Source organism: Embleya hyalina (genome assembly GCF_003967355.1).
Classification (GTDB): domain Bacteria; phylum Actinomycetota; class Actinomycetes; order Streptomycetales; family Streptomycetaceae; genus Embleya; species Embleya hyalina.
Map to the genome: position 1 here is coordinate 155,030 of NZ_BIFH01000015.1, position 20,594 is coordinate 175,623.

Consider the following 20,594-nt stretch of genomic DNA (forward strand, 5'->3'; position numbering starts at 1 on the left):
CGGCGAGCGAGGGCGGGACGGGGACGATCCCCGACCCGCCCTCGCGGCGTTCCCGGGTCAGGCCAGGTTGCGGGTGGAGCCCTCGTCGTCGTCCTGTTCGATGTGGATGTCGTCCACGGAGATGTCCACCTCGACCACCTCCAGGCCGGTCATCCGCTCGATCGACTCGATCACGTGGTCGCGTACCGCCGCGGCGACCTCGGCGATCGGCGCGCCGTATTCGACGACCAGGCTCAGGTCGACCGCGCACTGCTTCTCGCCGACCTCGACGCTGACCCCGCGCGCGACGTCGGGGCGACCGCCCGGGACCGCCTTGCGCATCGCGGCGAAGGCCCGCGAGACGCCGCTGCCCAGCGCGTACACCCCCGGGATCTCGCGGGCCGCGAGCCCGGCGACCTTGGCCACCACGCCGTCCGCGATCGAGGTGCGGCCGCGGTCGGTGGCCAGCGCGGTCACCTCCGTGAGGTGCGCGGCTCCGGTCGACAGGCGCTCGACGCGCTCCGGGCTCGTGGTGCTCCCGGTCGCCGGGCGGGTGGGTGCGTCTGCCATGACTGGAACCTCGTCTTTCGCCGCGTTCGTGAGAGGTGGGGGCTCCCCTCACACAGGTGTGACCCCTTCCCGGTCGGTTCCTCACGCAATCCGGGCGAATTAATCCGATCGGCCGCGACCGGGCCGCGCGCGAGCCCGGATCGACGGCCCGGCGGCGGTCCCGCGATCGTCCGGCCGCGCTCCGGCGGCTGCCTATCGGCGGTCCGGCGGTCCTGTCGAGCGACGGGAACATGTTTCATTTCACTCCCGGCCAACCGTTCAGGAGGCTTGCTCCCGCATGGGGAACCGCCTGTGATGGGACCCCTGCACCCCGGCCAAGGAGGAAACACTGTGGAGCGATTCCAGGATCGGCGCGTCATCGTCACCGGCGGCGGCTCGGGCATCGGCCAGGCCACGGTGCTGCGGCTGCTGAGCGAGGCGGGTTCGGTACACGCGGTCGACGTCAACGCCGACGGGCTGGACAAGACCCGCGCGATGGCGGCGGAGAAGGGCCTCGACGCCCGGCTGACCACCGGCGTGCTGGACGTGTCGGACGAGGCCGCGGTCGGCGCCGGCGTGGCCGAGGCCGTCGAGCGGTTCGGCGGTCTGGACGTGCTGGTCAACGCCGCGGGCATCCTGCGGGCGGGGCACACCCACACCTTCCCGCTGGACAAGTGGAACCAGATCATCACGATCAACCTGACCGGCACGTTCCTGATGACCCGCGCCGCGCTGCCCGCGCTGCTCGAAACCGGCAACGGCGTGGTGATCAACTTCAGCTCGACCTCGGCGAGCTTCGCGCACCCCTACATGGCGGCCTACGCGGCCAGCAAGGGCGCGATCGACGCGTTCACCCACGCGATCGCCCTGGAGTACAGCCGCCAGGGGCTGCGCGCGGTCAACGTCGCGCCCGGCAGCATCTCCAGCGGCATCGTCGACGACACCCCGAACCAGGTTCCGGAGGACGCCGACTGGGAGCTGTTCGGCAAGCTGATGCCGATCATCGGCGACGGCATGGCGCACCCGGACGTGATCGCGGGCATGATCGCCGCGCTCGCCTCCGACGACGGCAAGTTCGTCACCGGCACGTCGCTGCGCATCGACGGCGGCACGCACGCCTGAGCGGGACTTCGGTCCCGGGTGCCGGGCGGGTCGCCTCGACCCGCCCGGCACCCGGGACCGGCCCGAAAACGCCAGAGGGCGCCGTCCCGGGACCGGTTGTCCCGTACAGCGCCCACCGCGATGGTGCGAAGCCTCAGCCGCCGTTGATGCAGGTGTTGCCGAACGCCGGGTTCACCAGGCCGACGATGTTGATGCTGTTGCCGCACAGGTTGACCGGGATGTGCACCGGGACCTGGATGTTGTTGCCCGAGGCGACACCCGGGGAGTTGACGGCGGCGCCGTCCGCGTCGGAGCTGGCGCTGGCCCCACCGATGCCCGCGGCGAGGATGCCACCGGCGGCGACGGTGATGAAGGCCGCCTTCTTGACCGTGTTCATTCTTCCTCCATGTCACAGTGCCGCACGAACGGATGCGGCACGTGGGACAACGAAGCCCACGCCGATGGGCAACGCCCCACCGCCCGGTTCGCGGCCGATTCACCCCTACGGGGACCCCCGCTTGGGCCGTACGCCGGCGCCGGGCGCCGGCGCACCACCCACCCGACGGGGCGCGCGCCCGACGGTCGGCGCACCACGCGGTCGGGCGGCAACGGACCGCGCCCCGCGAAGCCGGGGCTCTGCGGGGCGCGGGGACGGACGGACTCGGTGCGCGGGTCGGGGTGCGTGGGAATCGGAGGCCGGGCCGAGGCGACCGGGACGGAACGGGTGCGTCCCCGGGCGCGTCAGGCGTCCTCGTCGTCCTCGTCGTCGTCCTCGGGCAGGTATTCGGCGCCCTCGGACTGCCAGCCGGCCTCGCTCAGTTCGGTGCCGGCGATCTCCTCGACCAGGCTGAAGGGGTCGATCAGGTACGAGACGGACTCGGCCAGGTCGCTCTCGATCGCGGCCATGGCGTCGGCCCGGTCGCCGGAGGACAGTTCTTCGTCGGCCTTGACGCTGTCCAACGCGGCGGCGCGCAGCGCGTCCGCGTCGGTGACCTCGAGCACGATCTCGAGGTTCAGCCGGATGTAGCGGGTCGTGGACTCGGAGGAAGTCGGGTTTTCCATGGGCGCGAGCCTACGGGCCCACGACCGACCCCCGACGCGCTGACGCGCCGCGCGCGGCCGCGCCGACGCGCCGTGGCGACGCTCGTGCGCTCAGCGGTGGCCGTACGTCACCGCAGTGAACATCAGCGCCCCGAAAACCACGGAGAATCCGAGGATGTAGATCGCGATCCGGATCCACATCCCGGTCGCCCGGCTCTTCTCGCTCTCCATCACGGCGAACTCCTCATATGTGGGCGGGAAGGCACGGCGAGAACGCGACCAGCGCGGGCGCCGCGTGGACCATCAGGAACTCGACGGGCAGATACGCGTCGGCCGATTCCATGCGGTGCGCGAGGCCCGAGTCGAAGTGCGCCACGTCGCCGGGCGCGAGCAGGTGGGTCGCCCCGTCCAGGGTCAGCCGCAGTTGCCCGCTCTGGACGTACAGCCACTCCTCGCCCGGATGCACCCGGCCGGGCCCGTCCGCCCGCCCCGCCGGCACCCGCACCCGCAGCGCCTGCATGCCGCGTCGCGGGCTGCCCACGCGCCAGTAGGTCCAGCCGTGCGCCTCGACCGGCTCGGCCGCACGGGCGCGGACCACGGGCTCGGTCGCCGCGGCGTCCTCGCCGAGGAGTTCGGAGACGGTGGTGTTGTACACCCGGGCCAGGGTGAGCAGCGCGGGCAACGAGGGTTGCCGGCGCTCGTGTTCGAGCCGGGAGAGGTAGGCGACGGAGAGCCTGGTCAGCCGGGCGGCCTCGTCGAGCTTGAAGCCGTTCGCCAGCCGGGCCGCGCGCAGTCGGTCACCGAGCCCGGTCGGCACCGCCTCGGCGGGTTCCGGGTCGGTGGGTTCCGGGTCGGGATCGCCGATGTCGTAACTTGGAGGAGCGACCATGCCTCGAGACTAGGCAGGTGCCGACCGGAGAGGCAATTAACTTGCCTCAGAGGCAAACTCGCCATCCGGCCCCTCACGCGTCAGGCGCACCGCCCCGCCGAGAGCGCCCCCAGCGGCAGCTCCGCCTCGACCAGCACCACCCCGTCCTCGTAACCGCACCTGCCGGCCAGCCCGGCCCGCTCGAACAACGCGAGCATCCGTCGGTTCCACGGCAGTACGTGCGCCCGCAGCCCGGTCGCCCCGCGCGCCGCCGCGTGCTCCGCCAGCGAGCGCAGCAGCGCCGTACCGAGGCCGTGCCGCTGCCACCCGTCCTCGACCATGAGCGCCACCTCCCCCACCCGCTCCCCCGCGGGGTGGAACAGCGTGGCCAGCGCGCCGATCGCCCCGTCGGGGCCGACCCCCACCAGGCTCAGCCCGTCGGCCGGCACGAGCAGCCGACCGAGGGCGCTCTCCGGCAATCGCGGCGCCGAGGTGAAGTAGCGCAATCGCCGGGTCTCCGGCGAGCACCGCTCGTGCATCGCGCGGACCTCGGCGGCGTCCTCGATCCGGGCCGTACGCACCCGCACCCGCGCGGGCCACTCGCCCACGCCGGACCCACCCACCATGGTGAGCCTGGCCCGACCCCGAATCGCCGCAGTCGTCGTCTCCATCACCGCACCGCCTTTCGCCACCGGAGCGGTCCTCGCGATCCGTCCCCGTCGAACCCCCACGGTGTCGAGACGGTGTTACGCGTCGACTACGTGGACGTGTCCTCGGTGAACCGATCCGATGACGTCGTGCCCCGGTGGCGAAACGCGGGCGACTCAGCCCGCCAGGTGGCCGAGCAGGTCCTGCCGGGTGACCACGCCCTGCGGCTTGCCGTGCACGAGCACCAGCGCCGCGTCGGCCTGCTCCAGCACCCGCGCCAGCCGTGCGATCGGCTCACCGGAGCCGATCACCGGCATCGGCGGCGACATGAACTTCTCCAGCGGGTCGCCCGCCGACGCCCGGCCGGCCACCAGCGCGTCCAGCAGGTCGCGCTCGGCGATCGAGCCGACCACCTCGGCGGCCATCACGTCGGGGTGCCCGGCACCGGGCTTGACCACCGGCATCTGGCTGACCCCGAACTCGCGCAGGACCGCGATCGAGTCGCCGACCGTTTCCTCCGGGTGCACGTGCACCAGCGCCGGCAGGTCGCCCTGCTTGCGGGTGAGGATGTCGGCCACCGTGGCCTCGCCCTGGTCCGCGTCCAGGAAGCCGTAGTCGGCCATCCACTCGTCGTTGAAGATCTTGCTCAGGTAGCCGCGCCCGGAGTCCGGCAGCAGCACCACGACCACATCGTCGGGACCCAGCCGCTCGGCCGCGCGCAGCGCCGCGACCACGGCCATCCCGCACGAGCCGCCGACGAGCAGGCCCTCCTCGCGGGCGAGCCGACGGGTCATCAGGAACGAGTCCCGGTCGGACACCGCGATGATCTCGTCCGGCACCGCGCTGTCGTACGCGGTCGGCCAGAAGTCCTCGCCGACGCCCTCGACCAGGTACGGCCGACCGCTGCCGCCGGAGTACACCGAGCCCTCGGGGTCGGCGCCGACCACCCGCACGCCGCCGTTGGAGACCTCCTTGAGGAACCGCCCCGTCCCGGAGATGGTGCCGCCGGTGCCGACGCCCGCCACGAAGCAGGTGATCCGGCCGTCGGTCTGCTCCCACAGCTCGGGGCCGGTGGAGAGGTAGTGCGACTGCGGGTTCTCCGGGTTGGAGTACTGGTCGGGCTTCCACGCGCCGGGCGTCTCGCGCACCAGCCGGTCCGAGACGTTGTAGTACGAGTCGGGGTGCTCGGGGTCGACGGCGGTCGGGCAGACCACCACCTCGGCTCCGTACGCCCGCATCACGTTGATCTTGTCCATGCTGACCTTGTCCGGGCAGACGAACACACACTTGTATCCGCGCCGCTGCGCGACCATGGCGAGCCCGACGCCGGTGTTGCCGGAGGTGGGCTCGACGATCACGCCGCCGGGACGCAGCGCGCCCGACTGCTCGGCCGCGTCGATCATCCGCACGGCGATACGGTCCTTCACCGAACCGCCGGGGTTGAAGTATTCGACCTTCGCCAGCACCGTCGCCGACAACCCCGAGGTGACGGAGTTGAGCTTGACGAGGGGGGTGTCCCCGATCAGGTCGAGCATGGATTCGTGGTACCGCACGGAACCTCCGCCATGAGTGCGCATCAGCCGGGGCCGGATGGCCCGAAATCCTCACATTGCGCGAACTTCTCCCAGCCTAGTGGCCCCTTTCGATCTCCAGGGCGGATGGCCGTGCCGGCCGCTCGCCCGCCTCGCGGCGGGTGTCCGCGCGGGCACCCGTGCCGTTCGGCGGCGCAAGGCCGCGCGGACCCGGGCCAACGCGCCCGCGCCGGCGCGCCGCTCGGTACCCGCCGACGAACCTGACGGTCGGTTAGGGTCGGCGTGGAGTCCGTGACGGGGAGGAGACCGAGGCCTTGGACACGACGGCAGGCCGCGGAGCACGGCGATGATGCGCACCCGGATGGCCCGCCGGGTCGCCGCCGCCGCCGCGTTCGGCGGTGGCGGTGTGGGCGTGCTGACCGGGGCGATGTTCGCGGTGTTGTACACCGAGGCGAAGATGGCCCGCCGCACGGTGGGCGAGCCGGACGGCGAACCGCCGACCGCCGACGGTGTATACGGCGAGTACGGCGACCAGCCCGGCGAGCCGATCGTCTTCGCCGTGATCGGCGACTCCACCGCCGCCGGCCTCGGCGTCGAGGATCCGATGCAGACCCCCGGCGCGCTGCTCGCCTCCGGCCTGGCCGCGGTCGCCGAACAGCCGGTGCGGCTGGTCAACGTCGCGCTGTCCGGCGCCCAGTCCTCGGACCTGGAGCGCCAGGTCACGCTCGCCCTGCGGCACGAGCTCGACGTGGCGATGATCATGATCGGCGCCAACGACGTCACCCACCGGATGCGCCCGGCCGAGTCGGTGCGCCACCTCGAACAGGCCACCCGCCGCCTGATCGCCTCCGGCGTCGAGGTGGTCGTGGCCACCTGCCCCGACCTGGGCACGATCGAGCCGATCGCGCAGCCGCTGCGCTACCTGGCCCGGCAGTGGAGCCGCAATCTGGCCGCCGCGCAGACCATCGCGGTGGTCGAGGCGGGCGGGCGTACCGTCTCGCTCGGCGCGCTGCTCGGGCCGGAGTTCCTGGCCCGTCCCAAGGCGATGTTCGGCCCGGACCGCTTCCACCCCTCGATCGAGGGCTACGCCACCGCCGCGATGGCCTCGCTGCCGTCGTTGTGCGCCGCGCTCGACCTGTGGCCGCTGGACGAGGTGCGCCCGGACAGCTTCCGCGGCGAGGGGGTGCTGCCCATCGCGCAGGCCGCGATCGAGGCCGCGGCCGAGGGCGGCACCGAGGTGGCCGGCACCGACGTGGGCGGTCGCGAACGCGGCCCGCGCGGGCGCTGGGCGCTGCTTCGACACCGTCGGCGGCAGCAGATCCCGACGCCCGCCACGGTGGACCCGGAGAGCCCTTCCGAGGCCGCCGAGGGGTCCGGAACGCACGGCGGGAGGCCCGGGGCGGACGGCGGTTCGGGTCTGTCGAGCCCATTCGAGGACGTCCGGGGTAATGTGGCGGAGGAAATCTGACTGGCCGTCAGTTCGGGCGTGGGACAGGTCGCACGATCCACCCCTCCCGTTTTCGGCTACCAGGCAGTAACTTCAAGCGTCAGTTGCGCATCCGTACCGACGAGAGTCCTCGCGGGGTCCTCGTACCGACGGCCGCGAAGACCACATAGGAGTCCCGATGCCCGAAGCAGTCATCGTCGCCACCGCCCGTTCCCCGATCGGCCGCGCCTTCAAGGGTTCGCTGAAGGACCTGCGGGCGGACGACCTGACCGCCCTGATGGTCCGCGCCGCGCTGGACAAGGTCCCGGCGCTCGACCCGAAGGACATCGACGACCTGATGCTGGGCTGCGGCCTGCCGGGCGGCGAGCAGGGCTTCAACATGGGCCGCAACGTCTCGGTCCTGCTCGGCTACGACCACCTGCCCGGAACCACGATCACCCGCTACTGTTCCTCCTCGCTGCAGACCACCCGGATGGCGATGCACGCGATCCGCGCGGGCGAGGGCGACGCGTACATCTCCGCCGGCGTCGAGATGGTCACCAGCACCCGGGGCAAGGGCAGCAGCGACTCGATCCCGGACACCAAGAACCCGCTCTTCGCCGAGGGCGCGGCCCGCACCGCCGCGGCCGTCGAGCAGGGCACGACCTGGACCGACCCGCGCGAGGCCGGACTGCTCCCCGACGTCTACATCGGGATGGGCTTCACCGCGGAGAACCTGGCCCAGCACAAGGGCGTCTCGCGCGCCGAGCAGGACGAGTTCGCGGTGCGCTCGCAAAACCGCACCGAGAAGGCGATCGCCGACGGCTTCTGGGCCGAGGACATCACCCCGGTCACCCTGGCCGACGGCACCGTGGTGAGCAAGGACGACGGCCCGCGCGCGGGCACCACGCTCGAGGGCGTCTCCGGCCTCAAGCCGGTCTTCCGCCCGGACGGCACGATCACCGCCGGCAACGCGTGCCCGCTCAACGACGGCGCCGCCGCGGTGATCGTGATGTCCGACACCAAGGCCCGCGAGCTGGGCCTGACCCCGCTCGCCCGGATCGTCTCCACCGCGGTGTCCGGCCTGTCGCCCGAGATCATGGGCTACGGCCCGGTCGAGGCCTCGCGGATCGCGATGGCCCGCGCCGGCCTGACCTCGGCCGACATCGATCTGGTCGAGATCAACGAGGCGTTCGCCGCCCAGGTCATCCCGTCCTACCGGGACCTCGGCTTCGACCTGGACAAGGTGAACGTCAACGGCGGCGCGATCGCGATCGGCCACCCGTTCGGCATGACCGGCGCGCGGATCACCAGCACGCTGATCAACTCGCTGCGGTGGCACGACAAGCAGTGGGGCCTGGAGACCATGTGCGTCGGCGGCGGCATGGGCATGGCCATGGTGCTGGAGCGCATGAGCTGACCCGCACGAACCGCCTCGGTCGAACCGACGCCCCGCGCGGCCGGTCCGGGTCACCCCGGGCCGGCCGCGCGGGGCGATTCGCTCGCCGCACCCGCCCCGCCACGCGGGTCCGAGATCCCGTCCCGTCGGGACGTCGCGCCCTGGCGGCAAGGCGGCGACGGCGCGACCCTGGAGGGGAAGGGTTCTCCGGGTCGGCCGAGGGTTGCGGATCATGCCGAACGTGTACATCGTCCCCGTCCTGCTCACCGCGGCGTGCGCCGTCGCGGTGACCACCGTCGTGCGGCGGTTGGCTCGACGCCGCCGGGCCCGCGCCGGCGCCGAGGTCTGGGACCAGGCGTTCGTCGACCACCTCTTCCGCAGCCGCGAGCCGGAGCGACCGCCGCTGACCGTGCCGGGGCACGCGCGCGACGACCTCCCGGACGACCGCCCCGAGCCGGACGAGGACGGCGCCCGCCGCCCACACCCCTCGGAGAACCTGACCCCGCTGCTGCCCACCCACCTGACCGCCGGCTACCTCACCGGCCTGGTGGCCGGCGGCACCCCGGTCACGCGCGTGCGCACCGGTTCGCCCGCCGGCGCCGGCGGCCTGGACGTGCTGGACTTCGCCGACGGCAGTTCGCTGGTGGTGATGCCCGGCGACCCGGAGGCCACCACGCTGATCGAGATCGCGCTGTCCCTGGGTCGCCCGGTCCGACTGCTCGGCACCTCGGAGATCGGCGGCGGCTGGACGCTGACCTTCGGCCTGGACGAGGACACCACCTACGCCCTCGCCGACCGCCTGTACGTACGCCCCCCGGCATAGCCGGCGCCGCGGCCGGGCGTCAGATCGCCGCGGCCAGCTCCCGGACCATCTCCCGCGCCCGGCGCACCACATCACCCGCCGTCGCCGGCTCGCCGTCGTCCAGGCCCAGCGGGTGCTCCTCGGCCAACGGCTCCAGCGCCGCGGCCAGATCCCCCGAGGTCACCGCGATCTGGTCGCCGACCACGAACACCCCCAGGTCCGGCACCTCGCGCCGAGGTTCGCCCTCCACCGCGGCGGCCAGGTCGGCCAGGCACTGGGCCAGCGCGAGCGCCGCGCCCGCCCGGCTCGGCACGCCCTCCTGACGGGCGGTCAGCGGGGCCTTGAGCCGGGCCTCGGACAGGTGGCGGAGCCGGTCGGCGACCGCGCCGGACTCCTTGACGAACGGGCCCAGATCGACCGTGAGGGAAGCGGACGGTTTCCCGACCGGCGGGATGGGGATGCGGGACGACATAACCGGAGCGTACCCAGCGCGCGCACCGCGCGTGGGCCGGCTTCGACCGCTTGCCAACCGTTCGCCCGTCATGCACGCTCGGGTAACGGAACGCTCACCGGAGGCGCTTATGTCCTTGCACTTCTCCGAAGAGACCCACCGCAACCTCGTGGCCCGGGTGCCCGCCTGCACCGGCCGCGAACTCCCCGAATGGTTCCGCGAGATCGAGGCCGGTCCGGCCTTCTCCCGGTTCGAGGACCGGGTCTCCTGGCTCCAGGGCGAGCACAACCTCGGACACGGCCACGCCCTCGCCATCGTCCGCGAACACGAGCGCCGCCGGCACGCGCCGGGCGGAGTCAGCTGATCCGCCGACCCGCGGCCGATCCGCTGTCGGCCCCCCGTCGAAGACCCCCGTCACGCTGATCGCACGCAGACACCACATCCGCCGCATCCTCCGCCGATCCCGCGAACGCGAAAACGGCGGTGCCCCCCGAGTGGGAGCACCGCCGTTTTCGCGTTGTCGGGCCGCGGCCCGTCACCCGCGTCAGTCCCGCAGGATCGACAGCAGGCGCAGGACCTCCATGTAGATCCACACGAGCGTCACGGTCAGAGCGAACGCCGACCGCCACGCCTCCTTCTCCGGGACGCCCTGGGCGGCCAGTTGCTCGATCTCGTTGAAGTCGAGGGACAGGAAGAACGCACCGATGAGGATGCCGAGGATGCCCATCACGATGCCGAGCGGTCCGCTGCGCAGGCCGAGGCCGTCGCCGCCGGCGATCAGGATCGCGAGACCGTTGACGAGCGAGAGCAGCACGAAGCCGATGGCGATCGCCATGCCGATCCGCGCGTAGCGGCTCGTCACCTTGATCCAGCCGGACTTGTACGCGACCAGCACACCGACGAACACGGAGGCCGTGCCGAGCACGGCCTGAACCACGATGCCGCTGTACTGCTGCTCGAACGCGTGGCTGATCGCGCCCAGGAAGACACCCTCGAGCGCGGCGTAGGTCAGCACCAGGGCCGGGCTGATCTCCCGCTTGAAGGTCAGGACCATCGCGACGACGAACGCCGCCAACGCGGCGCCGACCGCCCAGCCGAAGTTCTCGAACGGCAGGAAGGCCCACGACAGTGCACCGGCGACGACGACCGTCAACAGCGTCATCGCGGTACGCGCGACCACGTCGTCGATCGTCATCCGGCCGGTCTGGAGCGGACCGGCGGACTGCGCCCGGTACATCTCCTGAAGCTGCTCGGGGGTCATCGGTTGCATCGGCGGCTGCTGCGGCCCACCGAACGGGGCGCCCTGCGGCCCGGGCTGCGGCGCTCCGTAGCCGGCCTGCTGCTGCCGGCCGGTCTCGAACGCCCCCCGCCGCGTGAGCACCGGGTTGCTGCTCCTCATGTCATCTCCTCCATGCCCCCGGGTGGGGGTCGTGGCTTAAGAGAGTAATCCCCGAGTAAAGCTCCCGGGGGCTCCATCCTTCCCCCTCAACGTCCTCGGACACGCGATTTGTGCCCGTGGTCACTGTCCGGTCATAAAAAGTCGGATGGAATCCATCGCGAAGCCGATCGCTGTAGGCGCGGGAGCACCCGGCGCTGTTCGCGTGCGTGGGTGGCCCGCGGGCCCGGGAAATCATCCGGTTGGTGGTCCAGACCACCGAGGCCCGCCGTCGCGAGTTCGCAACGATACGGCGTTCTTGCAGGTCAGAGCCATGATCATCTGGTCCCCGGAGCGGGACTCGAACCCGTTCCGAGCGATCTTGTGACCTGCGGTTTTAGCGTTTATGCAGGTCAACGAGCAGGCATCGATGCCAATCAGGGGCGGATGGATCGGTACTGGCCGGTGATCGTGTTGACAGAATCAACGCCACCGATCTTGGTCCTGATCTACGCTGCGTCACATGGCGAGCATTCGAGAGCGGGTCCGGGCGGACGGCGGCATCACCTACACCGTGCTGTGGCGCGAGGACGGCAAGCAGCCCTCGGAGTCATTCGACGACCCGGTCCAGGCCGAGGCGTTCAAGCTGCTGGTCGAGGCGAACGGCGGCCGGGCACCAGCCGGGTGGATCCGCGGGCACGGGTTCGTCGACCCGTCCACGGCGGCGGTTGTCGCCGATGCACCGATCACATTTCGAGACTGGGCGCGTCGGGTGATCAACAGCCGGACGGGAGTGGAATCGCGTACCCGTTCGGACTACCTGCGTGACGCCGAACGATGGCTGTTCCCGACGTTCGGCGAGGCGAACGTGAGGGTCAACGACACCATTGACACCGAGGCCGTGCGCCTGTGGCTGGTCCGCATGGAGTCGGCGACCTACGTCAAAGGGAAGAATCCCGACGGGACCCCGCGGATCAAAACCGTCAGCCCTAAAACCGTCCGCAACGTCCACGGTCTGTTGTCCTCGATCCTCCAGGCCGCCGTCGACCACGACCCGCAGATCCGCACCCGCAACCCGTGCGTCGGCATAACCCTGCCCCGGGTTGACGACGAGATCGAGGATGAGGCGACGTTTCTGACGCCGGACGAGGTGGCGTTGTTCATCTCCTGTTTCAACCGGCGGACGGACCAGCTCGCGTCAACAATCGCGTACGGAACGGGGGTTCGATATGGAGAACTCACCGCACTGCAACCCCAGGACCGCGTCAAGTTGGGCCATCGTCCGGCCGTGCGTATCCAGCGGGCATGGAAACGCCGCGACGACGGCACCTATTACATGGGCGCCCCGAAGTCCAAGCGCAGCCGCCGAACCCTCACCGTCACCTCGACCGTTGACGACGCTCTGGACGAGCTCTCCGACATGGCGGCGGGCAGGCAGGGAGATCCGATCGGGAAACGGCGGCGCCTACTCCTGGTGGATACCGCTGGCAACAGGTTGCACTACTCGTCGTTCGGCGACCGTTGGGATCGGGCCCTTCAGCAAGCTCTGCGCGAGGGGCTGGACAAGGAGCCGACGCCGCACGACTTGCGGCACTCGCACGCCGCGGCGCTCATCTCTGCTGGCACACCGCTGCCTGCGATCCAGCGTCGCCTCGGCCACGAGTCCATCCAGACCACCGTCGACACCTACGGGCACCTGCTGCCCGATATCGATGACGTGATGCTCGCGGCCGTTGAGGCGACCCTGACAGGGATTGGAACCCCGCAACTGCGGCTGTTCGCCGCCTAGTCCTGCTTGGTGGCGCCGTTCCTCAACTCGTTGACTGCTTCGATGACCGCTGTTCGGATCGCGTCGGTGATGGCGGTGCCGAGTGCCGCCGCCAACTCCGGCCGGATGTCTGCTTGGGGGACGATCCATACGTCAGTGTCCGGAAGTTGGACCGGTGTGACGTAGATGCCCGGCTCCAGCGGTTCGCGCTGGAGTCGGACGGGATTGGTGACCAAGCTCCCCCTCCTCATTTCTTCGAGGCTCGACCAAACTCCCTGGTCGAACGCTCGTGCGAACGCCCGTGAGGTTGGATCACCATACGTCAGCGTGCTTCAGGACACACCGAGGATACGAGGAAAGATCATTTATGTGATTGACCAGTTACGGACCGTTCGACTCATCCACCCCATCCGCCTCCGCCTTCACTCGTTCGATTGCTTCACGAGTCAACTGCGCCCCCTCTATTGAGACATCGGCGTGGTGGTACACCTGCTGGCCTTCAATGTCGGATGTTCGGATCCATTGCCTAATCGCGGCATCCTCGACCACGGCCCTGGCGATACCCAGACCGGCCGCGATCGCGGAGATCAACTCCGGTGTCGGCTGAGGAGACTTGCCTTGGATGATGTTGCCGATCAGGGATTTGCTGGGCGAGTAACCCGACTCTGGGTCCACGGCGCGCTCGGCGAACTCTCGCACGGTCCATCGCTTCCCCGGCCCCACCGACGCGGCGACGAGATCATTGAAGGGCTGGCTTGTTCTGGCCGGCATGTCTTGTCCTTTGTCCACGCCCGATGCCGTGTGCTGGCGGCACTGTCGGGCCTCATTGTCCACGTCCGGGGACGCGGACGTGCATGATGGTCGGACCTTTGACTGAATCTAGGCGCGCGCGGCTTGTCCACGATCCTGGACAGAGGGGGGCTGATGTGCTTGACTCTCGTTGTCCACAATCATGGACAGCAATCCGGAGGTTCGCTGTGCCCCCCGAGCAGTATCGGATCGTTGACGGCGATCTGCTGCACAGGCTCATGCGCCGCCCCCCGAGCGGCGCCCGCCTCACCATCCGAGACCTGGCAAACCTGCTGGGCCTCTCCAAGAGCAAGGTCAGCGGGATGATTACCGGCTCCCGGCCGGTCGTCACGGCCGCGACGGCGGAGCGGACTTGTACCGTGCTCGGCGTCCACCGCGCCGCTCTTTTTTTGCCCATCTTGTCCACGTCCCTGGACGTGGACGGCTATTCAGAGAGGAGTGTCCGCCATGACGCTGGCCGAGGCCGTCGAGCTGGCTGAGACCCGGCGCGCGAGTTCGCTCGGCGTCCGTCCCCTGTCCTACGACTACGCCGGTGCCGCCGCCGAACTGAACTGCTACGAGAGCTGGTTGCGGGACAACATCGGGCGCCTGCCGCACTCCAAGCTCGGCCAGTCGGTCGCGTTCACAACCGAACACCTGGCAACGATCTTGCGGATGTTCGAGGTCGTGCCCCACGTCTCGCCAATCCCGTTGACGGCGGCGGCCGGGCTGGACATCGCACCACGCCGGGCTCGCTCGCAGACACCGATCCCCGACTTGAAGCCGCGCGGCGGTCGCCGCCGCGCGAGTGCCTGACCCCATGGGTAGGGCCGTCCGCCGACGACCGGCTGCATCCGGTCTCGCCAGCGGCGCGGCCCCTGCCCGCCACACACACCACAGAGGAGTGGCGAACGTGAACCACAGTATCGAGACGAACAAGCGGCCCGACGACCTCGCCCAGGTACGCGCCGCCAGCATCATGCTGTCGCTGGTCTCCCGGCACGCCGACCTGCCCGCGCTGACGTGGTCGGTCGACCCGGCCGGGCACGTGGTCGGCACCCGCACCGCCGGGCCGGACGCCGACGTCGCCGAGGACCTGGGGGCGTGGGCGGGCGCGCTCGACGTGGCAGTGACGGCGACGCCGCACCGGTGCGACGGCCGCATCGTCTACCGGGCGCGGGTCGACCTGTCCGGCACCGGCCGGCCCGACCCGGGCGCCGGCCCGACGCCGGTCACCATCACCGGTGTCGGCGTGCTGGCCCGTCCGGCGCCGGGCTGCACCGCCGAGTACGGCGGCCCCGGCTACACCCGGTGTGAGCTCGCCGCCGGTCATGACGGGCGGCACCATGCCCCGCTCGGCAGCATGCGTACCGCCACGTGGGACACGGACACCGCCGAGGTGCTGCCGGTCGGCACGCAACCGGCGGACCCGTGCAATCCGGCGGACGACGCGCCGCGGCCGCACCCGGGCTGGCGGCGGGTCGCCGGCGACCGGTGGGAGCGCGACGCGATCGGGACCGTGTGGGCGGTCGAGGTGCTGGACGAAACCGAGGTCGACCCGATCAGCGACCCGGGTGGCGGCGCCTACCTCACCGGCCCCGGCGAGTGGTCGAGCGGCCGGCGGGTTGCGGTGGTCAGCCTGGCCGCCGGGCTGTTGGCGGCCGACCGCGCCATCGGCGAATGGGCCGTGGCCGAGGCCGTTGCGATCGGCGAGGACGCCGCGTCCGACGAGGAGGGTCGGGCCACGATCCGCGAGGACGACCCGGACGAGGGCCGGGACCTCGACGACGAGTACGACGACGGTGACGCCTGATGGCCGCGCGCAAGACCGCGAAGCAGTGGAACGAGGGCATGACCGGCGTCAGCCGGCCGGCCGCCGGGTCGCCGGTGGTCGAACGGTGCACGGTCGACGGCTGCGGCCAGGCCGCGACCGCCGGCCGGTCGCCCCGCGGCTGGGTCCGCACCGCCGTGTCCGAGTCGACCGAGCCCGCCCGCGTGTGGTGCTGCGGCCGGTGCGCGGCGGTCGGCATCGCCCTCGCCGAACTGCGGATGGTGCGGCCGTGACCGGCCCGGAGCACTACCGCGAGGCCGAGCGCCTGCTGAGGCTGGCGCACCACAACAGCTACGGCGACGGCAACGACGCGGCGCGCGCCACCGCACTCGCCGCCGAGGCCCAGGCGCACGCGACGCTCGCGCTCGCCGCCGCGCTGGCCCACGCCAACGGCGAGGTTCCCGCGTGACCGCGCCCACCGCCGCCGCCCTCACCGCGGGGGCGGCGGCCCCGCCCCGAACCGCCCTCGCGTGGGGCCTGGTTCACCGCGCCGACGTCGCCGCCGACGGCCGGATCACCGGCTCGATCGCCCGGCCGACCCGGCACGGATCGCCCGCCCACGCCGAGCGGCACTACGCGATCCAGTCCGTCGAGATCGCCCGCGCCGAGGACCAGGCCGCCGGGCGCGACCCGTCGGTGTGGCTCCTGGCCTGGCACGACGGCGACCGCTGGCACACCACCGACAACATCCCGGGAGACACCCGATGAAGCCCATGTCCGCCAGCCGCCTCGCGGTCATCCGCGGGATGAAGTTCACCGAGCGCGACCGCCACGTTTTCGGTGTCTTCCACGACGCCGTCGAGCACGGCCTGTTCGTCCAGGCCGTCGGGCACCACAACGCCCGCATCGAGGTGCTGGCCGAGGTCGACCGGCTCGCTGCACAGATCGCTGCCGTCGTCGTGCTGCACGAGTGGGACGAGGCGTTCGGTGTCCGGTTCTGCCGGCACTGCTCGCGGCCCGCCGTCACCGTGCCGTGGCCGTGCCCGACCGTCGGCCTGGTCCTCGACGCCGAACAGGCCGACCACCACGTACACACCACCCGCACCCAGGCCACCGCCGAGGAGAGCGACCGATGACGTTCACGTTCCAGCCCGCGACCCGCGAGCAGGCCAAGGCCCGTATCGCCCTGGCCGGCCCGCCCGGATCGGGCAAGACCTTCACCGGCTTGACGCTGCTGTCCGAGATGACCGACCGCATCGCGGTCATCGACACCGAGCGCGGCTCGGCCAGCAAGTACGCCGGGGGCGCTGCTGGCTTCGAGTTCGACGTCTTGCAGCTCTCGACGTTCGACCCGCGCGACCTGCCCAAGGCCCTGGCTGCCGCCGCTGCGGCCGGCTACGGCGGCGTGATGGTCGACTCCTTGAGCCACTTCTGGTCCGGCTCCGGCGGCATGCTCGAACTGGTCGACGCGATGGGCAAGCGCGCCGGGTCGGGCGGCGGGTTCGGCGGCTGGAAGGACGCCAGGCCGTTCGAGCGCGCCATGATCGATGCCCTGCTGGCGTACCCCGGTCACGTGCTGGTGACCATGCGGACCAAGGTCGAGTGGCTGATCACCGAGGACGAGCGCAACCGGAAGAAGATCACCAAGGTCGGTACGAAGGCCGAGCAGCGCGAGGGCATCGAGTACGAGTTCGACATCGTCGGCGACCTCGACCAGGAGAACACGCTGGTCGTCAGCAAGAGCCGCTGCCCGGCGCTGTCCGGGCGCGTGGTCAACCGGCCGGGGGCGGACATCGCGACCGACATCCTGGGCTGGTTGAACGACGGTGTCGAGGTCGTCGACCCGGCGACGTACCTGGATCGGGCGGTGGCCGCCGACGCCACGTGGGACGGTCTGCGCGAGCTGCATGCCGAGGTGACCCGCCGTCAGCTCGTCGGGTCGGCGGTGCTGCACCCGGTGACCGGTGTGCCGACGACGCTCGGCGCGGTGATCGTCGAGCGCGGGCACCAGGTTCGCGCGGCGGCGGCAGAGGCGCCCTCCTCCCCGCCGCCGGCGGCCGACTCGGTGCGGCAGCCGGAGCGCGAGCAGCACACCGAGGCGGCGCCGGAGCGCGCGCCCGAGCAGGCCGCCGCCGGAGCGCCGCCCGTCGACCCGTTGCCTGGCCTGCTCGGCGAGATCCGTGCCGGGTGGACCGACCGCGTCGCCCTGGCCGCGTGCCGGCAGACGGCGACCGATCAGGGCCTGCTCGAACGGCCGGTGCCGACGAAGGACGGCGGGTCGATCCCGCTGTTCCGAATGATCGACGACCAGTTGACCGGTCTCGCGGGTACCCGCCCGCAGCCGGTGCAGCAAGCGGCGTCGCCCGCCGCCGCCCAGGTGCCGCCGCCGGGCGAGTGGGGGCAGGCCGAGCCGCAGCGCGCGAGCGCCGGCCAGACCCGGGCCATCGCCACCGTGATGAACGCCGTGGGCGTGCAGAGCAGCGAGCGTGCCCGGCGGTTGGCGATCGTCTCGGGCATCGTCGGCCGCCAGGTCCTCACGATGAAGGACCTGACCGTGCCGGAGGCGGGCCGCGTGCTCGACGCGCTGAACCTGGTGCAGCAGATGCCGACCGACGGGGGCGCGGCCGAGCTGGGCCGGTACGCAGACGCGGCGGCGACGTCGCGGGCGGCGTGACCGCGACCGTGGTGGTGGCGGGTCGGGGCACCTATGCCCCGGCCCGCCCGGCTCCCACCACTGCCGACGGCGGCGCGCACCGGATCGCCGCTCCGCCCGCCGAAACCGCCGAGCACTGCCCGACCTGCCGGGGCACGGCCCGGCTCGGCATCCACACCCGCGGCGGCTGGCGCTGCTGGACCTGCCGGGAGGTGCACCCGTGGCGCTGACCCTGATCATCCTGGTTGCCCTCGCCTGCGCCGTCGTCGCCTGGTTCGTGGCCGACGGGTTCGTCCGCCGCCAGGACGCCCGGGTCCTGGCCGCCATGGTCGTCGATCCGCTGGTCGACCACATGCCGCGCGAGTCGTGCTGGATGTGCGACCCGGCGGCGGACCGCTACGACGGGCGCGCCTGCCCGACCTGCCACCTCCTCAACGAGGTGACGCCCGACCGACCCATTCCGTTCTCGCTGACCGAGGAGCCGCCGCCGTGGCACTGATCATCCACCGCTGCACGTGCGGACACACCCCGACCCGTCACCCGGCGGACGGCGCCTGTCGGGACAGCCTGCGCGCCTGCCGCTGCACGACGTACAAGCCGGTCGAGCAGCCCGAACTGCTGCCCACCTGGACCATGTTCGGCGTCCCGATCCCCGAGATCACCCCGCCGGGCGAGCGGTCCGACCACCGCGCCACGTGCGCGTGTGCCGCCTGCCAGGCCCTGTACGCCGAACTCGCCGGCGGCACGTCGTGACCGTCGCCGCCGTCGACACCGCCCCGGGCCTCGCACCCGGGGCGGTGCGTCCCGCCCGCACCTGCACCTGGGGCACGCCGACCGGACCGTGCGGCGCTGACGCGCAGCCGTACATGGACGGCTACCGCTGCCGCGACCACTCGCCCGTCGCCCGCCTCGCCCGAACCGCCGCCGCCAAGGAGGCGACCCGCATGGACCCCACACCCGAGCAGGCCGAGGTGATCGCCGCCTACGGCGACGGCGTCGACCTCACCGTGCAGGCCGGTGCGGGCTGCGGGAAGTCGACGACTTTGAAGGAGGTGGCCCGGTCCGATCCGCGGGCGCGGATGCTGTACATCGCGTACAACAAGCCGATTGCCCTGGACGCCGCGAAGTCGTTCCCGTCGAACGCCACTTGCAAGACCGGGCACAGCCTGGCCTACGACGCCCGACACCAGGTCCGGCTCAGCATCCCGTACCAGACCGCGCACGTCGCCGCCCAGGCGCTCGGCGTCCGCGAGATCCTGGCCCGCGACCTCGGCGAGGACGGCCGCAGCACCCAGGCCGTGATGGCCGACGACGCCCGCGTCGTCGCGATGACGAGCAAGAAGGTCATGCGGTTCGCGCTGGACGCCGTTCGGCGCTGGTGCTACTCGGCGGATCCGGAGATGACGGCCGCGCACATCCCGCGTGTGGACAACCTGACCCGGCCGGACACCCGGGAGGCAATCGCCCGCCTGGTCCTGCCCGTTGCCCGCGCGGCCTGGGCCGACCTGATGCAGTCCGATGGTGTGCTGCGGATGGAGCACGACCACTACATGAAGGCGTGGGCGCTCGGCCGCCCCAGGCTGGCGGCGGACGTCGTACTGCTCGACGAAGCCCAGGACACGAACGACGTCCTCACGGCGGTGTTGCTCGACCAGGACCACGCGCAGCGCATCGCGGTCGGCGACAGCGCGCAGGCCATCTACGCATGGCGCGGCGCGAACGACGCCCTCGCGAAGTTCCCCGGCGACACGCTCACGCTGTCCCAGAGCTTCCGCTTCGGCGTCGCGGTCGCCGAGCAGGCGAACGTGTGGCTCAACCTGATCTCCGCACCGTTGCGGCTGATCGGACATGAGCCGACGGCCTCGGTCGTGGGCCCGGTCGACCAGGCCGACGCGATCCTGTGCCGCACGAACGCGGGTGCGGTCGGCGTCGTGATCGAGGCCCTGGCCGCCGGGCGGAAGGTCGCCCTGGTCGGCGGCGGCGGGGCGATCAAGAGCCTGGCGTACGCCGCCCTTGACCTACTCGACGGCAAGCCGACCGACCACCCCGACCTCATGGGCTTCACCAACTGGGCCCAACTCCAGGAGTACGCGGCCGAGGAGGCCGGGTCGCTTCGCGTCCTGGTGAAGCTGATCGACGACTTCGGCGCGGAAGCGATGATCTCCGCCGCCGAAGCGCTCGTGACCGAGCAGCGCGCCGACCTGGTCGTGTCGACGGCGCACAAGGCGAAGGGCCGGGAGTGGTCCCGCGTGACGTTGCACGGCGACTTCACCCCGCCGCGGCCGGACCCGTCGACCGGGCTGCGGCTGTTGCGCCGCGAGTACGCCCGCCTCGCGTACGTCTCGGTTACCCGGGCCCGGCACGCGCTCGACTGCGCGGTCCTCGACTGGGTGCACGACGGGTCGATCGTCATCACCGACTAGACCCCGTGGCCGGCGGCGA

At 71.7% G+C, this 20,594-nt stretch carries 29 protein-coding genes; 18 read left to right on the forward strand and 11 right to left on the reverse strand.

Annotated elements, in window-relative coordinates; all coding sequences use genetic code 11:
* Positions 1-57 precede the first annotated feature (57 nt).
* Positions 58-549 carry an Asp23/Gls24 family envelope stress response protein gene (locus tag EMA17_RS08260; RefSeq protein WP_126636260.1) on the reverse strand — a complete coding sequence of 164 codons (492 nt, stop codon included), beginning with the start codon at positions 547-549 and terminating at the stop codon, positions 58-60.
* A 330-nt stretch (positions 550-879) separates the two neighbouring features.
* On the opposite strand from EMA17_RS08260, the gene EMA17_RS08265 reads away from it, so the two are divergent.
* The gene (locus EMA17_RS08265) at positions 880-1,650 is read left to right on the forward strand and encodes an SDR family NAD(P)-dependent oxidoreductase (protein WP_126636261.1); all 771 of its coding nucleotides are present in this window, start codon (positions 880-882) and stop codon (positions 1,648-1,650) included.
* A 133-nt stretch (positions 1,651-1,783) separates the two neighbouring features.
* On the opposite strand, the gene EMA17_RS08270 is transcribed toward EMA17_RS08265, so the two are convergent.
* The 6 genes from EMA17_RS08270 to EMA17_RS08290 form a co-directional block, all read right to left on the reverse strand.
* A complete protein-coding gene (locus EMA17_RS08270) occupies positions 1,784-2,026 on the reverse strand; it encodes a chaplin (RefSeq protein ID WP_126636262.1) in 243 nt (80 codons plus the stop codon).
* A gap of 344 nt (positions 2,027-2,370) precedes the next feature.
* Positions 2,371-2,691 carry a hypothetical protein gene (locus tag EMA17_RS08275; RefSeq protein ID WP_078975846.1) on the reverse strand — a complete coding sequence of 107 codons (321 nt, stop codon included), beginning with the start codon at positions 2,689-2,691 and terminating at the stop codon, positions 2,371-2,373.
* A 90-nt stretch (positions 2,692-2,781) separates the two neighbouring features.
* Positions 2,782-2,904, reverse strand: coding sequence for a hypothetical protein (locus tag EMA17_RS55260; protein WP_268812492.1), 123 nt, complete (start codon positions 2,902-2,904; stop codon positions 2,782-2,784).
* A gap of 10 nt (positions 2,905-2,914) precedes the next feature.
* Positions 2,915-3,559 (reverse strand): helix-turn-helix domain-containing protein, encoded by a 645-nt coding sequence (locus EMA17_RS08280; RefSeq protein WP_246126533.1) that lies wholly within the window; start codon positions 3,557-3,559, stop codon positions 2,915-2,917.
* Positions 3,560-3,639: 80 nt separating this feature from the next.
* Positions 3,640-4,209: a GNAT family N-acetyltransferase gene (locus tag EMA17_RS08285; protein ID WP_126636263.1), complete on the reverse strand. Its 570-nt coding sequence runs from the start codon at positions 4,207-4,209 to the stop codon at positions 3,640-3,642.
* 153 nt (positions 4,210-4,362) lie between these two features.
* Positions 4,363-5,739, reverse strand: coding sequence for a cystathionine beta-synthase (locus tag EMA17_RS08290; protein WP_126636264.1), 1,377 nt, complete (start codon positions 5,737-5,739; stop codon positions 4,363-4,365).
* Between the two features lie 325 nt (positions 5,740-6,064).
* On the opposite strand from EMA17_RS08290, the gene EMA17_RS08295 reads away from it, so the two are divergent.
* The 3 genes from EMA17_RS08295 (at position 6,065) to EMA17_RS08305 (ending at position 9,366) form a co-directional block, all read left to right on the forward strand.
* A complete protein-coding gene (locus EMA17_RS08295) occupies positions 6,065-7,186 on the forward strand; it encodes an SGNH/GDSL hydrolase family protein (protein ID WP_126636265.1) in 1,122 nt (373 codons plus the stop codon).
* A 157-nt stretch (positions 7,187-7,343) separates the two neighbouring features.
* Entirely contained in the window at positions 7,344-8,564 is a 1,221-nt protein-coding gene (locus EMA17_RS08300) for an acetyl-CoA C-acetyltransferase (protein ID WP_126636266.1), read from the forward strand.
* Between the two features lie 211 nt (positions 8,565-8,775).
* Positions 8,776-9,366, forward strand: coding sequence for a hypothetical protein (locus EMA17_RS08305; protein WP_218042730.1), 591 nt, complete (start codon positions 8,776-8,778; stop codon positions 9,364-9,366).
* A 19-nt stretch (positions 9,367-9,385) separates the two neighbouring features.
* Here the strand turns inward: EMA17_RS08305 and EMA17_RS08310 are convergent, their stop codons facing one another.
* Positions 9,386-9,817 (reverse strand): hypothetical protein, encoded by a 432-nt coding sequence (locus tag EMA17_RS08310; RefSeq protein WP_126636268.1) that lies wholly within the window; start codon positions 9,815-9,817, stop codon positions 9,386-9,388.
* A gap of 109 nt (positions 9,818-9,926) precedes the next feature.
* Between EMA17_RS08310 and EMA17_RS08315 the strand changes: the two genes are divergently transcribed.
* Positions 9,927-10,160 carry a DUF4287 domain-containing protein gene (locus EMA17_RS08315; protein ID WP_078975854.1) on the forward strand — a complete coding sequence of 78 codons (234 nt, stop codon included), beginning with the start codon at positions 9,927-9,929 and terminating at the stop codon, positions 10,158-10,160.
* A gap of 180 nt (positions 10,161-10,340) precedes the next feature.
* Here EMA17_RS08315 and EMA17_RS08320 read toward each other — a convergent pair whose 3' ends face one another.
* Positions 10,341-11,195, reverse strand: a complete 855-nt coding sequence (locus tag EMA17_RS08320; protein ID WP_126636269.1) for a Bax inhibitor-1/YccA family protein — start codon at positions 11,193-11,195, stop codon at positions 10,341-10,343.
* 499 nt (positions 11,196-11,694) lie between these two features.
* Between EMA17_RS08320 and EMA17_RS08325 the strand changes: the two genes are divergently transcribed.
* Positions 11,695-12,960, forward strand: a complete 1,266-nt coding sequence (locus EMA17_RS08325; protein WP_126636270.1) for a tyrosine-type recombinase/integrase — start codon at positions 11,695-11,697, stop codon at positions 12,958-12,960.
* Here EMA17_RS08325 and EMA17_RS08330 read toward each other — a convergent pair.
* On the reverse strand, positions 12,957-13,175 hold the full coding sequence (locus tag EMA17_RS08330; RefSeq protein ID WP_126636271.1) for a hypothetical protein: 219 nt from the start codon (positions 13,173-13,175) through the stop codon (positions 12,957-12,959). The genes EMA17_RS08325 and EMA17_RS08330 overlap by 4 nt on opposite strands.
* 145 nt (positions 13,176-13,320) lie before the next feature.
* Positions 13,321-13,710 (reverse strand): helix-turn-helix domain-containing protein, encoded by a 390-nt coding sequence (locus tag EMA17_RS08335; protein ID WP_126636272.1) that lies wholly within the window; start codon positions 13,708-13,710, stop codon positions 13,321-13,323.
* Positions 13,711-13,796: 86 nt separating this feature from the next.
* On the opposite strand from EMA17_RS08335, the gene EMA17_RS55935 reads away from it, so the two are divergent.
* From EMA17_RS55935 to EMA17_RS08395, 12 genes are all read left to right on the forward strand, one after another.
* Positions 13,797-14,228, forward strand: a complete 432-nt coding sequence (locus EMA17_RS55935; protein WP_371862985.1) for a helix-turn-helix domain-containing protein — start codon at positions 13,797-13,799, stop codon at positions 14,226-14,228.
* Positions 14,197-14,544, forward strand: coding sequence for a hypothetical protein (locus EMA17_RS08345; protein WP_126636274.1), 348 nt, complete (start codon positions 14,197-14,199; stop codon positions 14,542-14,544). Before EMA17_RS55935 ends, EMA17_RS08345 begins: the two co-directional genes overlap by 32 nt.
* A 97-nt stretch (positions 14,545-14,641) precedes the next feature.
* Entirely contained in the window at positions 14,642-15,541 is a 900-nt protein-coding gene (locus tag EMA17_RS08350; protein ID WP_126636275.1) for a hypothetical protein, read from the forward strand.
* The gene (locus EMA17_RS08355) at positions 15,541-15,792 is read left to right on the forward strand and encodes a hypothetical protein (RefSeq protein WP_126636276.1); all 252 of its coding nucleotides are present in this window, start codon (positions 15,541-15,543) and stop codon (positions 15,790-15,792) included. Before EMA17_RS08350 ends, EMA17_RS08355 begins: the two co-directional genes overlap by 1 nt.
* Positions 15,789-15,968: a hypothetical protein gene (locus EMA17_RS08360; protein WP_126636277.1), complete on the forward strand. Its 180-nt coding sequence runs from the start codon at positions 15,789-15,791 to the stop codon at positions 15,966-15,968. The genes EMA17_RS08355 and EMA17_RS08360 overlap by 4 nt, the downstream gene beginning before the upstream one ends.
* Positions 15,965-16,267 (forward strand): hypothetical protein, encoded by a 303-nt coding sequence (locus EMA17_RS08365; protein ID WP_126636278.1) that lies wholly within the window; start codon positions 15,965-15,967, stop codon positions 16,265-16,267. The genes EMA17_RS08360 and EMA17_RS08365 overlap by 4 nt, the downstream gene beginning before the upstream one ends.
* A gap of 5 nt (positions 16,268-16,272) precedes the next feature.
* Positions 16,273-16,635, forward strand: a complete 363-nt coding sequence (locus EMA17_RS08370) for a hypothetical protein (protein ID WP_126636279.1) — start codon at positions 16,273-16,275, stop codon at positions 16,633-16,635.
* On the forward strand, positions 16,632-18,173 hold the full coding sequence (locus EMA17_RS08375) for an ATP-binding protein (protein WP_126636280.1): 1,542 nt from the start codon (positions 16,632-16,634) through the stop codon (positions 18,171-18,173). Before EMA17_RS08370 ends, EMA17_RS08375 begins: the two co-directional genes overlap by 4 nt.
* Positions 18,170-18,382, forward strand: a complete 213-nt coding sequence (locus EMA17_RS08380) for a hypothetical protein (RefSeq protein WP_126636281.1) — start codon at positions 18,170-18,172, stop codon at positions 18,380-18,382. The genes EMA17_RS08375 and EMA17_RS08380 overlap by 4 nt, the downstream gene beginning before the upstream one ends.
* Entirely contained in the window at positions 18,373-18,651 is a 279-nt protein-coding gene (locus EMA17_RS08385) for a hypothetical protein (RefSeq protein ID WP_126636282.1), read from the forward strand. Before EMA17_RS08380 ends, EMA17_RS08385 begins: the two co-directional genes overlap by 10 nt.
* Complete coding sequence (locus tag EMA17_RS08390) at positions 18,642-18,905, forward strand: hypothetical protein (protein ID WP_126636283.1); 264 nt, start codon at positions 18,642-18,644, stop codon at positions 18,903-18,905. The genes EMA17_RS08385 and EMA17_RS08390 overlap by 10 nt, the downstream gene beginning before the upstream one ends.
* Positions 18,902-20,575 carry a UvrD-helicase domain-containing protein gene (locus EMA17_RS08395; RefSeq protein ID WP_307721532.1) on the forward strand — a complete coding sequence of 558 codons (1,674 nt, stop codon included), beginning with the start codon at positions 18,902-18,904 and terminating at the stop codon, positions 20,573-20,575. Before EMA17_RS08390 ends, EMA17_RS08395 begins: the two co-directional genes overlap by 4 nt.
* Positions 20,576-20,594: the final 19 nt, after the last annotated feature.

Bases quoted from the DNA above. Each gene is read 5' to 3' on its own strand.
- EMA17_RS08355 (WP_126636276.1), top strand. From the start codon at position 15,541: ATGGCCGCGCGCAAGACCGCGAAGCAGTGGAACGAGGGCATGACCGGC.
- EMA17_RS08320 (WP_126636269.1), bottom strand. From the start codon at position 11,195: ATGAGGAGCAGCAACCCGGTGCTCACGCGGCGGGGGGCGTTCGAGACC.
- EMA17_RS08280 (WP_246126533.1), bottom strand. From the start codon at position 3,559: ATGGTCGCTCCTCCAAGTTACGACATCGGCGATCCCGACCCGGAACCC.
- EMA17_RS08275 (WP_078975846.1), bottom strand. From the start codon at position 2,691: ATGGAAAACCCGACTTCCTCCGAGTCCACGACCCGCTACATCCGGCTG.
- EMA17_RS08335 (WP_126636272.1), bottom strand. From the start codon at position 13,710: ATGCCGGCCAGAACAAGCCAGCCCTTCAATGATCTCGTCGCCGCGTCG.
- EMA17_RS08285 (WP_126636263.1), bottom strand. From the start codon at position 4,209: ATGGAGACGACGACTGCGGCGATTCGGGGTCGGGCCAGGCTCACCATG.
- EMA17_RS08295 (WP_126636265.1), top strand. From the start codon at position 6,065: ATGATGCGCACCCGGATGGCCCGCCGGGTCGCCGCCGCCGCCGCGTTC.
- EMA17_RS08370 (WP_126636279.1), top strand. From the start codon at position 16,273: ATGTCCGCCAGCCGCCTCGCGGTCATCCGCGGGATGAAGTTCACCGAG.
- EMA17_RS08375 (WP_126636280.1), top strand. From the start codon at position 16,632: ATGACGTTCACGTTCCAGCCCGCGACCCGCGAGCAGGCCAAGGCCCGT.
- EMA17_RS08260 (WP_126636260.1), bottom strand. From the start codon at position 549: ATGGCAGACGCACCCACCCGCCCGGCGACCGGGAGCACCACGAGCCCG.
- EMA17_RS08300 (WP_126636266.1), top strand. From the start codon at position 7,344: ATGCCCGAAGCAGTCATCGTCGCCACCGCCCGTTCCCCGATCGGCCGC.
- EMA17_RS08305 (WP_218042730.1), top strand. From the start codon at position 8,776: ATGCCGAACGTGTACATCGTCCCCGTCCTGCTCACCGCGGCGTGCGCC.
- EMA17_RS08310 (WP_126636268.1), bottom strand. From the start codon at position 9,817: ATGTCGTCCCGCATCCCCATCCCGCCGGTCGGGAAACCGTCCGCTTCC.
- EMA17_RS08270 (WP_126636262.1), bottom strand. From the start codon at position 2,026: ATGAACACGGTCAAGAAGGCGGCCTTCATCACCGTCGCCGCCGGTGGC.
- EMA17_RS08345 (WP_126636274.1), top strand. From the start codon at position 14,197: ATGACGCTGGCCGAGGCCGTCGAGCTGGCTGAGACCCGGCGCGCGAGT.
- EMA17_RS55935 (WP_371862985.1), top strand. From the start codon at position 13,797: ATGGTCGGACCTTTGACTGAATCTAGGCGCGCGCGGCTTGTCCACGAT.
- EMA17_RS08325 (WP_126636270.1), top strand. From the start codon at position 11,695: ATGGCGAGCATTCGAGAGCGGGTCCGGGCGGACGGCGGCATCACCTAC.
- EMA17_RS08315 (WP_078975854.1), top strand. From the start codon at position 9,927: ATGTCCTTGCACTTCTCCGAAGAGACCCACCGCAACCTCGTGGCCCGG.